We start from the raw sequence: 14,865 nt of genomic DNA on the forward strand, positions 1-14,865 counted from the left end.
AGCAGGGTCTGAAGGGCGGCTTCGAGCAGGTGTGCGGGGCCGGTGCGGGCAAGATCGCCGTGGCCCCGTCGGCGTGGGGTGTCAGTGGGACGAAGTAGTCTGAGCCCATGTCTGAACGCCGTACCGTCGCACTCGTCACGCTTGGCTGCGCCCGAAACGAGGTGGACTCCGAGGAGCTCGCGGGTCGTCTGGAGGCGGACGGCTGGGAGCTGGTCGGGGACGCCGAGGACGCCGACGTCGCCGTCGTGAACACCTGCGGATTCGTCGACGCCGCCAAGAAGGACTCCGTCGACGCCCTGCTGGAGGCCAACGACCTCAAGGGACACGGCCGGACCCAGGCCGTGGTGGCCGTGGGCTGCATGGCCGAGCGGTACGGCAAGGAACTGGCCGAGGCCCTCCCCGAGGCCGACGGTGTGCTCGGGTTCGACGACTACGCGGACATCTCCGACCGGTTGCAGACCATCCTCTCCGGCGGGGTGCACGCCTCGCACACCCCGCGCGACCGGCGCAAGCTGCTGCCGATCAGCCCCGCCGAGCGGCAGGAGTCCGCCGCGTCCGTCGCCCTGCCGGGACACGCTCCGGTCGACCTCCCGGACGGCCTCGCGCCTGCCTCCGGCCCGCGCGCGCCGCTGCGCCGCAGACTCGACGGCTCCCCGGTCGCCTCGGTCAAGCTCGCCTCCGGCTGCGACCGGCGCTGCACCTTCTGCGCCATCCCGTCCTTCCGGGGCTCCTTCATCTCCCGCAGGCCGAGCGATGTGCTGAACGAGACGCGGTGGCTGGCCGAGCAGGGCGTCAAGGAGATCATGCTGGTCTCCGAGAACAACACGTCGTACGGCAAGGACCTCGGTGACATCCGGCTGCTGGAGTCGCTGCTGCCGGAGCTGGCCGAGGTCGACGGCATCGAGCGGGTGCGGGTCAGCTACCTCCAGCCGGCCGAGATGCGGCCCGGTCTGATCGACGTCCTGACGTCCACGCCCAAGATCGCCCCGTACTTCGATCTGTCCTTCCAGCACTCCGCGCCCGATGTACTGCGCGCGATGCGGCGCTTCGGGGACACCGACCGGTTCCTGGAGCTGCTCGACACCATCCGGGGCAAGGCGCCCCAGGCCGGGGTGCGCTCCAACTTCATCGTGGGCTTCCCCGGCGAGAGCGAGGCCGACCTCGCCGAGCTGGAGCGGTTCCTCGACCACGCGCGGCTCGACGCCATCGGGGTGTTCGGCTACTCCGACGAGGACGGCACGGAGGCGGCGACGTACGAGAACAAGCTCGACTCCGATGTGGTCGCCGAGCGGCTGGCCCATGTCTCCCGGCGGGCCGAGGAACTTGTCTCGCAGCGGGCCGAGGAGCGCCTCGGGGAAACGCTGCGGGTGCTCGTCGAGTCGGTCGACACCGCGGACGGGGTGTACGGCCGCGGGGAGCACCAGGCGCCCGAGACGGATGGCCAGGTGCTGCTCACGAGCGGCGCGGGGCTGAGTGTCGGCCGTATGGTCGAGGCGAAGGTGGTCGGTACGGAAGGTGTCGACCTGGTGGCCGAGCCGCTGATGGCCGAGCCGTTGCGGGGCTCGTACGCGGGCCGTGAGGAGGCGGGCAGATGACGGGAGTCCCGGCATCGGCCGCGGGGGGCTCCGCCGGGGTGGACGGTGTGGGTGGCTCCGCCGGAGCCGGAGCCGGCCGTGCGGGAGGCTCCGGCGAGGGGGATCGTGCCGCGGGGGGCGGGGATTCCGGAGTGTCTGGGGTGTCCGGTGTCGGTGCTGCTGCCGGGGGCTCCGGGGCGGGCTTCGCGGGTGTGGCGCGTGGTGGCGAGGGCGACGGTTCCCCGAAAGGGGGCGGCGAGGCCGATGGTGGGGAGGCGGGGGGCCGTGCCGTGCGGGGCGGGAAGCTGGCCGCGGCGGCCGTCAATCAGGCGAGTGTGTGGAACATCGCCAACCTGCTGACCATGCTGCGGCTGGTGCTGGTGCCGGCGTTCGTCGCGCTCATGCTGGCCGACGGCGGGTACGACCCGGCCTGGCGGTCACTGGCCTGGGCCGCCTTTGCCATCGCCATGATCACCGATCTGTTCGACGGCCATCTGGCCCGTACCTACGATCTCGTCACCGACTTCGGGAAGATCGCCGACCCCATCGCCGACAAGGCCATCATGGGGGCGGCGCTGATCTGTCTCTCGGCCCTGGGCGACCTGCCGTGGTGGGTCACGGCCGTCATCCTCGGCCGGGAACTCGGCGTCACGCTGCTGCGTTTTCTGGTCATTCGGTACGGCGTCATCCCGGCGAGCCGGGGCGGCAAGGTCAAGACCCTCACCCAGGGTGTGGCCGTGGGGATGTATGTCCTGGCGCTGACGGGCTGGCTGGCCACCCTGCGGTGGTGGGTGATGGCCGCCGCTGTCGTCCTGACCGTGCTGACCGGTCTGGACTATGTACGACAAGCCATCGTGCTGCGTCGGCAGGGGATCGCCGAGCGCAGGGCGGCGGCACAGGAGACGGACAGGTGAGTTCCACGGCCGCCGACGTGGTGCGACTACTGAGGGTGAGAGGCGAGACCATCGCCGTCGCCGAGTCGCTGACCGGCGGACTGGTCGCGGCGGCGCTCACGGCGGTACCCGGCGCGTCCCAGGTGTTCCGGGGGTCGGTGACGGCGTACGCGACCGACCTCAAGCACCGGGTGCTGGGGGTGGACGCCGGGCTCCTGGCGGCGCGCGGCGCGGTGGACGCGCAGGTCGCGGGGCAGATGGCGGCCGGTGTGCGGGGGGTGCTGGGCGCCGACTGGGGTGTGGCGACGACCGGGGTCGCGGGTCCCGAGCCGCAGGACGGTCAGCCGGTGGGGACGGTTTTTGTGGCTGTTGCCGGACCTGGGAGAGGGGATTCCAGGGCGGGAAACGGCGCTTCTGAGCCGGATGATGGCGCTTCGCGAGCGGAGACAGCCGTTTCCGGGGCGAGCGCGGTTGATTCGGCGGCGGACACTGCCATATCGCGGGCCGGGACAGCTGCCTCGGGAGCGAATGCAATTGTTTCGGGGGCCGACCGGGTCGGTTCGGCGTCGGATGGTGTCGTTTCCGGGACGGACGCGGTCGTTTCGGCATCGGGTGGAGCGGTTTCCGATTCTGCCGGTGGCGGAAAAGTGCTGGCCCTGCGGTTGAACGGCGACCGCGAGGAAATCCGTATGGAGAGTGTACGGAGCGTACTCGCGCTGCTTCTTGAGCAGCTAGCGGGCGAACAGACCGGGAATGAGCGGGCACAGGATACGGAACAGAACGGGGGGTTTTGATGTTTGCAGCCCTGAGTGAACACGACATCGCTCCCCGCACGGCCGCGGCGCAAGGCGGTACGGTGGGGCGTGAAGGATGCGGTTACGCGGTCCGAGGAGGGAGCCACCGATGATTCTGCTCCGTCGCCTGCTGGGTGACGTGCTGCGTCGGCAGCGCCAGCGCCAGGGCCGTACTCTGCGCGAAGTCTCCTCCTCCGCCCGAGTCTCGCTCGGCTATCTCTCCGAGGTGGAGCGGGGGCAGAAGGAGGCTTCCTCCGAGCTGCTCGCCGCGATCTGCGACGCGTTGGACGTACGGATGTCCGAGCTCATGCGCGAGGTGAGCGACGAGCTCGCCCTCGCCGAGCTGGCCCAGTCCGCTGCGGTCACTCCCAGCGAACCAGTACCCAGGCCGGTCCGACCGATGCTGGGTTCCGTCTCGGTGGCCGGTGTGCCGCCGGAACGGGTCACGATCAAGGCGCCCGCCGCCGAGGCGGTGGATGTGGTCGCCGCGTGAGATGCCTGTGCGTCTGCCCTTGAGGCGGCGCGCGAGTGTGTCGAGGCCCCGGTCCGGGCTTCTCCAGGGAGTGAGTTCCCTGGGAGCCGGGTCGGGGTTTTTGCGTTCCCGGTGGTGATGGACGGGTCGCTTTTGGTGGAGGTTTTGCTCCGTTTGCCGGTCTTGGGTGTTGCGGTCATCGTGGAGGAACAGTTCTCGGGGCCGTCAACGGAGGTGTGATGTACGTCGTCAAGAGCCCGCTGCCCGACGCGGACCTGAAAGTCGTGGCCGAGGCACTTCAGTCCGCCCTCGTGGACCTCGTGGATCTCTCGCTGGTCGCGAAACAGGTCCACTGGAATGTCGTCGGTCCCCGCTTCCGATCCGTACACCTTCAACTGGACGATGTCGTGGCGTCCGCGCGAACGCACTCCGACACCGTCGCCGAACGGGCGTCGGCGCTCGGGGTGTCCCCGGACGGGCGTGCGAAGACCGTCGCCGCCGGCAGCGGGATCGGGGCGGTGCCGAACGACTGGGTCAAGGACGACGACGCCGTGCGGGAGCTGACGGATGCGCTGGGCGCGGCGATCACCCGGATGCGGGAACGGGTGACGGCGACCGAGAAGCCGGATCCGGTGTCGCAGGACATCTTCATCGGGATCACGGCGGATCTTGAGAAGCATCACTGGATGTTCCAGGCCGCGAGCAATTGACGAGGGTGGGGGGTGGGGGTGGGTGCGACCGGGGTCGGTCCGCGTTTGATGGCCGGGTCCGGGTTCGGGTCCGGGTTCGGGGCTTGGCGGGCTTAGGGGCTGGCAGGGCGCAGGCGGTGGGGTGGGGGCGGGTGTGGTGTGGGTTTGCGCGCCTGTCTGCCGCCGGTGCGCCCTGTCGGCCCGTGCGGGCCGCGTTCTAGCGTCGGGCCGGAGGAGGTGACCATGGCGGGGCGGATAGTGCGCTGGGGGGCTGGACTGGGGTTCGGGGCGGTGTGGTGGTGGGCCGTTGTCCGGCTCGCCGTGGCGCCCGACGCCGGGGCGGTGGAGGGCGCGGTTGCGGCCGGGGGGTGGGGGCTGAGTCTGCTGCCGGTGCATTGCGTGCCCAAGTCGCGGGCGGCCGGGGCGGTGGGGACTGGGCGGTGGCGGGCGGCTTGGCGGGGGGTTGGGGTGGGGAGTGGGGTTCGTGCGGGTGCGGGTGCGGGTGTGAGTTTGGGGGGTGGGGCGGGGGATCTGGCTGTGGGGGTGCCGGGAGTTCCGGGGGTGCCGGAGGTGCCGGAGGTGTCCGGGGTGTCCGGGATATCGGCGGGCTCCGGGGGGTTGCTTGAATCCCGTGCTTCTTGTGATTCCCGTTCATCCGGTGGGGCCGGGTGGCGTCGGCGGGCGGCGCGGAGGTGGCGGCGGAGGCCGCCGGGGCGGGAGTGAGAGGGCGTTCGTCGGGGTGATGGTTCGTCGGGGTCGGGGTCGGGGTCGGGGTGGGGTGGCCTGGCCGGGGGCGCGGGCAAGCTCGTACGGCTACCGGCTACCGGCTACCGGCTGCCATGGCGTTGTCACCCGCCGTTCGGGCGGAGGATCTGGCCGGTGGTGAAAGGCCGAGTCGTCGGAGGCTAGGTGGAGGACGGCCTGGAGCCGGGCTGCTGTGCATGATCCCCAGGTCCGTGCAGCGCACGGTGGCTCGGGCTCACGCGAGCAGCGCCGCCGTGGTGCGGCCGATGTCGCTCGCCGCGCTGGTGGTGAAGGCGGCGCCTGCGGTGGGGGCGTACGCGGTGACGGCCATGACGGGGGCGGTACGAGTGGTTCTGATGGGTTGTCAATTAATGCGGTGGGGTGGGTGGTTGCTGGCCGTGCGGCGGGAGCCCGGTGCCGGGGCGGGGCCTTGCTGGCATGCCGGGCACCAGTACGTGGGGCGCTCGCGTGAGCCGTCGCCCTGGTCGGCCACCCGGATCGGCGTCCCGCAGCGCAGACAGGGGCGGGCCGCGCGGCCGTACACGAACAGGTCCTGGCCTCGGCGCCCGGTCGTGCTGCGGACCGGGCGGTCCCGGTTGGCTTCGAGGAGCCTCTTGGCCAGGGGTGGGAGTTGGGCGGCGCGCTCGGCGGGGAGGGCGCCGACGGGGAGCCAGGGGGTGGCGCCGAGCAGGAAGCACAGCTCGCTCTTGTAGACATTGCCGATGCCGGCGAGATTGCGCTGGTCCAGCAGGGCCTCGCCGAGGGGGCGGGTCGGGTCGGTGAGGAGGCGGGCGAGGGCGCGGTCCGGGTTCCAGTCCGGGCCCAGGAGGTCGGGGCCGAGGTGGCCGACCGTACGGTCCTCGTCGGTGGTGCGCAGGAGGTCGAGGACCGGGAGGCGGTAGCCGACGGCCGTGTGGTCGGCGTTGCCCAGGATCACGCGGATCTGGTGGGCGGGGCCGCCGCTCCAGCGCTGACCGTTTGCGAACACCTTCCACGCGCCGTCCATCTTCAGGTGGGAGTGGAGGGTCACTCCGCCCTCGACGCGGGTCAGCAGGTGCTTTCCGCGCGGGGTGACGTCCAGCACCTTGCGGCCGGTGAGGTCGGCCGTGGCGTACTTCGGTACGCGCAGGTCGGAGCGGGTCAGGACCCGGCCGGCCAGCGCGGTGTGCAGCCGCCGCGCCGCCTGCCAGACCGTGTCACCCTCGGGCATGGGTCCAGGGTGGCATGGGCGGCGGGGTGGTGGTCCGGGCTGGGGGGTGTGGTCCGTCGGGGGCGGTGGGCTGGTGCGGGGCAGTGGGTTGGGTCGGGGGCGTGGGCTGGTGCCGGGCAGCGGGTTGGGCCTGGGCAGCGGGTTGGGCCTGGGCGGTGGGTTGCGTCGGCGTGGTGGACTGCGTGGGGATGGTGTGCCTGGTGGTCGGGGTCATGCGCGCAGGCGGAGGCCGCGGGGGGTGGCGATGAAGCCCGCTGCCTCCAGGAGGGTGCCGAAGGGGGAGGTCAGGGCCGCTGTGCCGTTCACGCGTTCGACCGTGACCGTGCCGAGTGAACCCGCGCGGGCGGACGTGGCCAGGGCCTCGGCCGCTTCCCGTAGCCGGGGGTCGTCGGTGACCTCGGCCTGGGGGTCCGCGGGCCAGGCCAGCAGGGTCTTGCCGCCGCGTTCCATGTAGAGCGCCAGTTCGCCGTCCACGAGGACCACCAGGGAACCCGCTTTGCGGCCCGGCTTGTGCCCCGCGCCCGTCGGGGGCTCGGGCCAGGGCAGGGCGGCACCGTAGGCGTTGGCGGGGTCGGCGGCGGCCATGACGAGGGCCCGGGGAGCGGGTGGTCTTCGAGAGCTGGAGGTGTGGGGCGGACGGGGGGTGGTCAGCCAGGGGGAGGGGTCCTGTCGGGGGTGGTCGCGCGGGGAGGTGTGGTCGCCGGGGGAGGGGCGGAGATCCGGGGAATCCGGGAAGTCCCGGAAATCTGGGAACGCGGTCGCCCGGTCGGTGTCGGCGGGGGAGTCCGCGCCGGAGACCGGGGCCGGGTCCAAGGGGGAGCCGGAGGTTTGTTGGGAGTCCGTGTCGAACGCCGTTGCCCAGTCGTGGTCGGTGTGCGGGGTCGTCCCGGCGGCCGGGCCGCCGGCGTGGGGGCTGCCGTCGGGGAAGCCGCCGGTGTCGTAGGGCAGGCCGGTGCCCGGCGCGGTGAGCGTCCCGCCGCGTTCGCGGGCGTTGGCCACCGCGCGGAGGCGGTCCACGGCGCCGTCCATGGCGAACTGCGCGGCGCCCAGACCCTCGACCACATAGCCGCGCCGGGCCTGGCCGCTGTCCTCGAAGGCGGACAGGATGCGGTACGTCGCCGAGAAGCCGCCCTCCACGCCCTCGGCGGCGACGGCGCCCCGGGTCACCACGCCGTGCCGGTCGAGGAGCGTACGGGCGAGGGCGTGGGCGCGGACCGTGCGGTCCGGCTCGCGGGGCGGGAGCAGGGACCAGCGGCCCGCGACGGTCGGGGGGCCGCTGCGGGAGGCGGGGCGGGCGGCGGCCGTCAGGGAGCCGTAACGACCGCGCGGGACGGCCCGCTTGGCCCGGTGGGCCGTGGAGCCCGCCGTGCGGCCCGAGCCCAGAAGGGCCCGCATGGGGGTCAGCGTGTCGTTGGTGAGCCGGCCGGACCAGGCCAGATCCCAGAGGGCATCGGCCAGGTGCGGGTCGGTGGCGTCGGGGTGGGTGGTGGCGCGGACCTGGTCGGCGATCTGGCGGAAGAACAGGCCGTAGCCGCCGGCCAGGGTGGTCAGCACGGACTCGTGCAGGGCCGTCAGCTCCAAGGGGTGGGGCTCGGGCAGCAGCAGGGGGGCCGCGTCCGCCAGATAGAGCGAGACCCAGCCGTCCTTGCCGGGCAGTGAACCGGCGCCCGCCCACACGATCTCCCCGGCCGCCGTCAGTTCGTCGAGCAGGGCGGCCGTGTAGTGCGTGACGCGGGACGGCAGGATGAGCTTCTCCAGCGCGGAGGCGGGCACGGAGGCGCCCTGGAGCTGCTCGACCGCGCGGACCAGGCCGTCGGCTCCGCGCAGGGCGTGGCCCGGGCCGATGTGCTGCCACTGCGGCAGGAACTGCGCGAGGGCAGCCGGAGGCACCGGCTCCAGCTCCTGCCGCAGCGCGGCCAGGGAACGGCGGCGCAGCCGGCGCAGTACGGCCGCGTCGCACCACTCCTGACCGATGCCCGCGGGATGGAACTCGCCCTGGACGACCCTCCCCGCCGCCGCGAGGCGCTGGAGACAGCCCTCCGTGACGGCCACGCCGAGGCCGAACCGGCCCGCCGCCGTGACCGACGTGAACGGGCCGTGGGTGCGGGCGTAGCGGGCGAGGAGGTCGCCCAGCGGGTCCTTCACGGGCTCGGTGAACGCCTCGGGGACACCCACCGGCAGTGCCGTGCCGAGCGCGTCGCGCAGGCGCCCGGCGTCCTCGATCGCCGCCCAGTGGTCGGCACCGCCCACCCGGACCTTGATGGCACGGCGGGCGCGGGCCAGCTCCGGCGCCCACGGCGGCTCGGCGCCGCGCTCGGCCAGCTCCGCGTCGGTGAGCGGACCGAGCATCCGCAGCAGATCGGCCACGCCCTCGGCGTCCTTGACGCGGCGGTCCTCGGTGCGCCATTGCAGCTCGCGCTCCAGCTCGGCCAGCACCTCCGCGTCGAGCAGTTCGCGCAGCTCCGCCTGGCCGAGGAGCTCCGCCAGCAGCCGCGAGTCCAGGGAGAGGGCCGCCGCGCGGCGCTCGGCGAGCGGTGAGTCCCCCTCGTACAGGAACTGGGCGACGTACCCGAAGAGGAGGGAGCGGGCGAAGGGGGACGGCTCGGGGGTGGTGACCTCGACCAGGCGGACCTTGCGGGACTCCAGGTCGCCCATCAGCTCGACCAGTCCGGGGACGTCGAAGACGTCCTGGAGGCATTCGCGGACCGCCTCCAGGACGATCGGGAAGGAGCCGTACTCGCCCGCGACCTCAAGGAGCTGGGAGGCGCGCTGGCGCTGCTGCCAGAGCGGGGTGCGCTTGCCGGGGCTGCGGCGGGGCAGCAGCAGCGCGCGGGCGGCGCATTCGCGGAAGCGGGCGGCGAACAGGGCGGAGCCGCCGACCTGGTCGGTGACGACCTGGTCGACCTCGCCCTTGTCGAAGACGACGTCCGCCGCGCCGATCGGGGCCTGCTCGGCGTCGTACTCCGTGCCCGCCTTCCCGGGCTCCCGGTCCAGCAGGTCAAGGCCCATCAGGTCGGCGTCGGGCAGCCGCAGCACGATGCCGTCGTCGGCGTGCATGACCTGGGCGTCCATGCCGTAGCGCTCGCCGAGGCGCGCCCCGAGGGCGAGCGCCCACGGGGCGTGGACCTGGGCGCCGAAGGGGGAGTGCACCACGATCCGCCAGTCGCCCAGCTCGTCGCGGAAGCGCTCCACCACGATCGTGCGGTCGTCGGGGACATGGCCGCAGGCCTCGCGCTGCTCGTCCAGATACGACAGCACATTGTCGGCCGCCCAGGCGTCGAGGCCGGCGGCGACCAGGCGCAGGCGCGCGTCGTCGCGGGCCAGGGAGCCGATCTCGCGCAGGAACGCGCCGACCGCGCGGCCCAGCTCCAGCGGGCGGCCCAGCTGGTCGCCCTTCCAGAAGGGCAGCCGGCCCGGCACGCCCGGCGCGGGGGAGACCAGGACGCGGTCGCGGGTGATGTCCTCGATGCGCCAGGAGCTGGTGCCGAGCGTGAAGACATCCCCCACGCGGGACTCGTAGACCATCTCCTCGTCCAGCTCGCCGACCCGGCCGCCGCCCTTCTTGGGGTCGGCCCCGGCGAGGAACACGCCGAACAGGCCGCGGTCGGGGATCGTGCCCCCGGAGGTCACGGCGAGGCGCTGGGCGCCCGGACGGCCGGTGACCGTGCCCATGACGCGGTCCCACACCACGCGCGGGCGCAGCTCCGCGAACGCGTCCGACGGATAGCGGCCCGCCAGCATGTCGAGGACCCCGGTGAACGCCGACTCCGGGAGCGCGGCGAAGGGGGCCGCGCGCCGGACCATGGCGAGCAGGTCGTCCACCTGCCAGGTGTCCATCGCCGTCATGGCGACGAGCTGCTGGGCGAGGACGTCCAGCGGGTTGGCGGGGACCCTGAGGGACTCGATCGCGCCCACCCGCATCCGCTCGGTGACCACGGCCGCCTGCACCAGGTCGCCCCGGTACTTCGGGAAGACCACGCCCGTGGAGACCGCGCCCACCTGGTGGCCCGCGCGCCCCACGCGCTGGAGGCCGGAGGCCACCGACGGCGGGGACTCGACCTGGACGACGAGATCCACCGCGCCCATGTCGATGCCCAGCTCCAGGCTGGAGGTGGCCACCACCGCGGGCAGGCGGCCCGCCTTGAGGTCCTCCTCCACCAGCGCGCGCTGCTCCTTGGAGACCGAGCCGTGATGGGCGCGCGCGATCACCGGCGGGGCGCCCTGGGCCGCGCCGGAGTTGCCCATCAGCTCGGCCGGGGAGTGGTGCTCGCCCGGGATCTCGCCGGTCGCCCGCTCGTAGGCGATCTCGTTGAGCCGGTTGCACAGGCGCTCGGCGAGCCGGCGGGAGTTGGCGAAGACGATCGTGGAGCGGTGGGACTGGACCAGGTCCGCGATCCGCTCCTCCACGTGCGGCCAGATGGACGGCCGCTCGGCGCCCTCGGAACCGTCGGCCACGGGGGAGCCGCCCAGCTCGCCGAGGTCCTCGACCGGGACGACGACGGAGAGGTCGAACTCCTTGCCGGACTTCGGCTGGACGATCTCCACCTTGCGCCGCGGTGAGAGGAACCGGGCCACCTCGTCCACCGGGCGGACGGTCGCCGACAGGCCGATGCGGCGGGCCGGCCTGGGCAGCAGCTCGTCCAGGCGCTCCAGGGTCAGCGCGAGATGCGCGCCGCGCTTGGTGCCCGCCACCGCGTGCACCTCGTCCAGGATCACCGTCTCCACGCCGGTCAGCGCTTCGCGCGTGGCCGACGTCAGCATCAGGAACAGGGACTCCGGGGTGGTGATCAGGATGTCCGGCGGGCGGGTGGCCAGCGCGCGGCGCTCGGCGGGCGGGGTGTCGCCGGAGCGGATGCCGACCTTCACCTCCGGCTCGGGCAGGCCCAGGCGCACGGACTCCTGGCGGATGCCGGTCAGCGGGCTGCGCAGATTGCGCTCGACGTCCACCGCGAGGGCCTTCAGCGGCGAGATGTACAGCACCCGGCAGCGCTTCTTCGGGTCGGCCGGGGGCGGGGTGGAGGCCAGCTGGTCGAGGGCGGCGAGGAAGGCGGCCAGGGTCTTGCCGGAGCCGGTCGGGGCGACCACCAGCACGTCCGAGCCGGCCCCGATGGCCTGCCACGCACCGGCCTGGGCGGCGGTGGGCGCGGAGAACGCGCCCGTGAACCAGCCGCGGGTGGCGGGTGAGAAGCCGTCGAGGGCTCGATGTGCGCTGACCATGCGTCCATCCTGCACCCCGGCACTGACAATCGGCCCGCAGCGGCTCTGACCTGCGGTGATGCTCGGTTGAGGGAGCCGCGCCGACTCTGACCCGCGGTGATGTTCCGTGGCAGAGGCTGGGGCGCCGGGCGGTCCGTCAGGGGTTCCGGCGCCGTGGCGGAGAATGGAGGCATGGCGGGCCGGGACGAGCGGGCGCGGCACTGGCAGTACGCGGAGCTGCCCGGTGTCGATCTGCTGCGTGCCCGGTACATCCGCAAGACGTTCGTCCGGCACACCCACGAACACTTCGTGATCGCCGCGATCGCCGACGGCGTGGAGGTCTTCCACCACGGAGGCGCCGATCAGTACGCCGGTGCCGGAGCCCTCGCGCTGGTCAATCCCGACACCTCGCACACCGGGCGGGCGGGTGTGCCCGAGGGCTGGCGCTACGGGGCCGTGTATCCGTCGCCGGAGGTCGTGGCGGAGATCGCCGCCGAGACCACGACCCTCCGCGGCACCCCGGGCTTTGCCCGTCCCGTGCTCGACGACCCGTACACCGTCGGGCTGGTGCACCAAGTGCTGCGCGCCGCCGACGAGGGGAACGCCCTGGCCGCCGACACGCTGCTGCGGGTCGCGGTGACCCGGCTGCTGAGGCTGAACGGCGGGACGCTGCCGCAGCGCGAGGTGCGTACGGCCGGAGCCCGGATCGCGGCACGCGCGCGGGCCGTGCTGGAGGAGCGGATGGCCGGGCCGCCGACCCTGGAGAGGCTCGCGGCCGACCTGGGGACCAGCCCGTTCGCCCTGCTGCGGGCCTTCCGCGACACCTACGGAATGCCGCCCCACGCCTGGCTGACCGACTCCCGGGTCCGGCGGGCCCGGCGGCTGCTGGACGCGGGCACGACGCCCGCCGAGGCCGCTCTGGCGGTCGGGTTCACCGACCAGCCGCACCTGAACCGGCATTTCGCCCGGATCGTCGGCGTCCCCCCGGGCGCCTACCAGCGTGAGCGCAAGAACGTACAAGACGCGCGGCGGCGGCTGCCCCTACCGTCCGACGCGTGGCAGAACGGACAGCTTTCGCGGACATACGGGCCGACGCCCCGGACAGACCTGACCGGGCGGTGGTCCGCGACGCCCTCGGAGTCGGGGTCGCCGTAGGACTGTCGGGATTCGCCTTCGGGGTGACGTCGGCGGGCAGCGGGCTCACGCTCGCGCAGACCTGTGTGCTCAGCCTGCTCGTGTTCACCGGCGCGTCCCAGTTCGCCCTCGTGGGCGCGCTCGCGGCGGGCGGCAACCCGTTCACGGCGGCGGCCGGAGCGTTCTTCCTGGGCGTACGGAACGCGTTCTACGGACTGCGGCTGTCGCAGTTGCTGGCCCTCCCGCGCGCGGTGCGGCCGTTCGCCGCCCAGTGGGTCATCGACGAGACGGCGGCCGTCGCCCTGGCCCAGCCCACGCGGCGCGCGGCCCGGCTCGGCTTCACCGTCACCGGACTGACCCTCTACCTGCTGTGGAACCTCACCACACTGCTCGGCGCGCTCGGCGCCGAGGCCATCGGTGACACCGACGCGTGGGGGCTGGACGCGGCCGGACCCGCCGTCTTCCTGGCACTGCTCGCACCGATGCTGCGCACCCCCACCGAGCGGGCCGCCGCCGGGCTCGCCGTCGTCCTGGGGCTGGGCCTGCTGCCGGTGCTGCCCGCGGGCGTGCCGGTCCTGGCGGCGGCACTCGCCGCGCCCCTGGTGCTGTGGGCGAAGGGGCGGCGCAAAGGGGGCGGCGCCCCCGACGCGCGGGACGGGGGAGGCGCGGGTGCCTCGCCCGCGGACGCCGATGCCTCGCCCGCGCGGGGTGCGGTGGACGCCGGGGTCGCGCCCGCGCGGGGCGACGCGGAACGGTGCGCCGCCGCACAGGAGGCCGCTCGGACCACGCCCCGGCGTGCCGCTCCCGCGGGTTCCGACAGGCCGGAGGAGGACCGTTGATCATCTGGATCGCCATCGGGGTCACCGCGCTCGGCTGCTACGCCGTCAAGCTCGTCGGACTGCTCGTCCCGGCGGGGGTGCTGGAGCGGCCCCTGGTGAGGCGGCTCGCGGCACTGCTGCCCGTGGCCCTGCTCGCCGCCCTCACCGCCCAGCAGACCTTCGCCGACGGGCAGGCGCTGGTCCTGGACGCGCGGGCCGCGGGGCTCGCCGCCGCGGCCGTGGCGCTGGTGCTGCGGGCGCCCTTCCTGGTCGTCGTCGCGGCGGCCGTGCTGGTGACGGCCGGGGTGCGTGCCATTGGCGGCTGACGCCCCACGCGGTCAGTCCACGAGATGGCCGTACGCCCTGAGCGTGCGCAGTGCCTCGATCGTCACCATGGGGCGGGCCTCCAGGGCGGGCGCGGGCGCCCACCGGCGGCGGACCGGCCAGCCGCCGTCCTTCTGCTGCCCGTCCGCCAGGAGGTCCAGGGAGCGGGACATCTCGTCGTCCGTGAACCACGCGCGCGCGAGCGAGTGCGATGTCCTGGCGTAGTCGTGCGGGTAGTGGTGCTCGCCGGGCGCGTGGCCCGGCGCCGTTGGGAGGGTCTCCGGGTGCTCCGGATCGAGGACCGCCAGGCGCTGCTCACGGACCAGCCGGCCCAGCCGGTCGGCGGCGGCCTCCGCGCGGGGGCGATCGGGCGCGGACTCCAGGAAGGCCACGGCGGCGTGGATCTCGCATGGACGCGACCGCTCCAGGGACTCGACCGCCTTCCAGCAGAAGTCCGTCGCGCGGAACAGCCACGCGTGCCACACGTCGTTGCGATGCAGTGCGCCGACCACCGGGCCGGTCGTCAGCAGTGCGCTCGGCGGATCGTCGGCGACCGGCACGAACGGGGCCGCCGGATAGCCGCGCTGAGCGGGATGGACGGCGGGCAGCGCGCCCTCCGGCGTGGAGATGTCCGTCAGATAGCGGCACAGGCGCTCCACGCGCTGCCCGCCGCAGCGCCCGATGGCGTCCAGCACGCGCAGCGCGTGCGCGGTGTGCAGGGGCTGGCTGACCGGGCCGCGCAGATCGGGCTCCAGGGCGTGGCCGTACCCGCCGTCGGCGTTGCGGTAGGCGTCCAGCGCGGTCTCGACGGGATCGGCGTCACCGCTCAGGAAGTGATACGCGAACAGGCGCTGCTCCAGTACGCGCGCGGTGAGCCAGACGAACTGCCCGGCGCGGGTGAGCGCGGTGTGCGCCGGGGGCGTGGAAATGAGGGGGGAAGCTCCGGTTGCGGCCATGCGTCAGACCGTAGGGCGCCAAGCGGCGCCGGTGAGCCGTCCCGGCCGGGGCCCACCCTCA

Annotated in this window: 10 protein-coding genes and 2 pseudogenes; 9 read left to right on the forward strand and 3 right to left on the reverse strand. The window is 73.7% G+C overall.

Going from position 1 to position 14,865, the window contains the following annotated elements; all coding sequences use genetic code 11:
- Positions 1-107 precede the first annotated feature (107 nt).
- The 6 genes and pseudogenes from rimO to ACFXAZ_RS08160 all read left to right on the forward strand — a co-directional run bounded on the left by rimO (position 108) and on the right by ACFXAZ_RS08160 (position 4,443).
- The gene (gene rimO, locus ACFXAZ_RS08135) at positions 108-1,595 is read left to right on the forward strand and encodes a 30S ribosomal protein S12 methylthiotransferase RimO (RefSeq protein ID WP_384586543.1); all 1,488 of its coding nucleotides are present in this window, start codon (positions 108-110) and stop codon (positions 1,593-1,595) included.
- A complete protein-coding gene (gene pgsA / locus ACFXAZ_RS08140; protein ID WP_384586545.1) occupies positions 1,592-2,488 on the forward strand; it encodes a CDP-diacylglycerol--glycerol-3-phosphate 3-phosphatidyltransferase in 897 nt (298 codons plus the stop codon). Before rimO ends, pgsA begins: the two co-directional genes overlap by 4 nt.
- Positions 2,485-2,853 (forward strand): annotated as a pseudogene (locus ACFXAZ_RS08145) (CinA family protein); the annotation flags it as partial. The gene pgsA and the pseudogene ACFXAZ_RS08145, both read left to right, overlap by 4 nt.
- 231 nt (positions 2,854-3,084) lie before the next feature.
- Positions 3,085-3,261 (forward strand): annotated as a pseudogene (locus tag ACFXAZ_RS08150) (damage-inducible protein CinA); the annotation flags it as partial.
- A gap of 109 nt (positions 3,262-3,370) precedes the next feature.
- A complete protein-coding gene (locus ACFXAZ_RS08155) occupies positions 3,371-3,754 on the forward strand; it encodes a helix-turn-helix domain-containing protein (RefSeq protein WP_384586547.1) in 384 nt (127 codons plus the stop codon).
- Positions 3,755-3,972: 218 nt separating this feature from the next.
- Positions 3,973-4,443, forward strand: a complete 471-nt coding sequence (locus tag ACFXAZ_RS08160; protein ID WP_384586549.1) for a Dps family protein — start codon at positions 3,973-3,975, stop codon at positions 4,441-4,443.
- A 1,087-nt stretch (positions 4,444-5,530) separates the two neighbouring features.
- On the opposite strand, the gene ACFXAZ_RS08165 is transcribed toward ACFXAZ_RS08160, so the two are convergent.
- Entirely contained in the window at positions 5,531-6,376 is an 846-nt protein-coding gene (locus ACFXAZ_RS08165) for an Fpg/Nei family DNA glycosylase (protein ID WP_384586551.1), read from the reverse strand.
- 210 nt (positions 6,377-6,586) lie between these two features.
- Positions 6,587-11,593 carry an ATP-dependent helicase gene (locus ACFXAZ_RS08170; protein ID WP_384586553.1) on the reverse strand — a complete coding sequence of 1,669 codons (5,007 nt, stop codon included), beginning with the start codon at positions 11,591-11,593 and terminating at the stop codon, positions 6,587-6,589.
- A gap of 171 nt (positions 11,594-11,764) precedes the next feature.
- Between ACFXAZ_RS08170 and ACFXAZ_RS08175 the strand changes: the two genes are divergently transcribed.
- The 3 genes from ACFXAZ_RS08175 to ACFXAZ_RS08185 are packed head-to-tail and all read left to right on the forward strand — an operon-like array spanning position 11,765 to position 13,850.
- On the forward strand, positions 11,765-12,727 hold the full coding sequence (locus tag ACFXAZ_RS08175; protein WP_384586555.1) for an AraC family transcriptional regulator: 963 nt from the start codon (positions 11,765-11,767) through the stop codon (positions 12,725-12,727).
- Positions 12,628-13,545: an AzlC family ABC transporter permease gene (locus tag ACFXAZ_RS08180; RefSeq protein WP_384586557.1), complete on the forward strand. Its 918-nt coding sequence runs from the start codon at positions 12,628-12,630 to the stop codon at positions 13,543-13,545. Before ACFXAZ_RS08175 ends, ACFXAZ_RS08180 begins: the two co-directional genes overlap by 100 nt.
- Complete coding sequence (locus tag ACFXAZ_RS08185) at positions 13,542-13,850, forward strand: AzlD domain-containing protein (RefSeq protein WP_384586559.1); 309 nt, start codon at positions 13,542-13,544, stop codon at positions 13,848-13,850. The genes ACFXAZ_RS08180 and ACFXAZ_RS08185 overlap by 4 nt, the downstream gene beginning before the upstream one ends.
- A gap of 12 nt (positions 13,851-13,862) precedes the next feature.
- On the opposite strand, the gene ACFXAZ_RS08190 is transcribed toward ACFXAZ_RS08185, so the two are convergent.
- The gene (locus tag ACFXAZ_RS08190) at positions 13,863-14,804 is read right to left on the reverse strand and encodes a hypothetical protein (protein WP_384586561.1); all 942 of its coding nucleotides are present in this window, start codon (positions 14,802-14,804) and stop codon (positions 13,863-13,865) included.
- Between the last annotated feature and the right edge of the window lie 61 nt (positions 14,805-14,865).

The sequence above is a fragment of the Streptomyces sp. NPDC059477 genome, from assembly GCF_042749375.1.
Classification (GTDB): Bacteria; Actinomycetota; Actinomycetes; order Streptomycetales; family Streptomycetaceae; genus Streptomyces.

Bases quoted from the DNA above. Each gene is read 5' to 3' on its own strand.
- rimO (WP_384586543.1), top strand. From the start codon at position 108: ATGTCTGAACGCCGTACCGTCGCACTCGTCACGCTTGGCTGCGCCCGA.
- pgsA (WP_384586545.1), top strand. From the start codon at position 1,592: ATGACGGGAGTCCCGGCATCGGCCGCGGGGGGCTCCGCCGGGGTGGAC.
- ACFXAZ_RS08155 (WP_384586547.1), top strand. From the start codon at position 3,371: ATGATTCTGCTCCGTCGCCTGCTGGGTGACGTGCTGCGTCGGCAGCGC.
- ACFXAZ_RS08160 (WP_384586549.1), top strand. From the start codon at position 3,973: ATGTACGTCGTCAAGAGCCCGCTGCCCGACGCGGACCTGAAAGTCGTG.
- ACFXAZ_RS08165 (WP_384586551.1), bottom strand. From the start codon at position 6,376: ATGCCCGAGGGTGACACGGTCTGGCAGGCGGCGCGGCGGCTGCACACC.
- ACFXAZ_RS08170 (WP_384586553.1), bottom strand. From the start codon at position 11,593: ATGGTCAGCGCACATCGAGCCCTCGACGGCTTCTCACCCGCCACCCGC.
- ACFXAZ_RS08175 (WP_384586555.1), top strand. From the start codon at position 11,765: ATGGCGGGCCGGGACGAGCGGGCGCGGCACTGGCAGTACGCGGAGCTG.
- ACFXAZ_RS08190 (WP_384586561.1), bottom strand. From the start codon at position 14,804: ATGGCCGCAACCGGAGCTTCCCCCCTCATTTCCACGCCCCCGGCGCAC.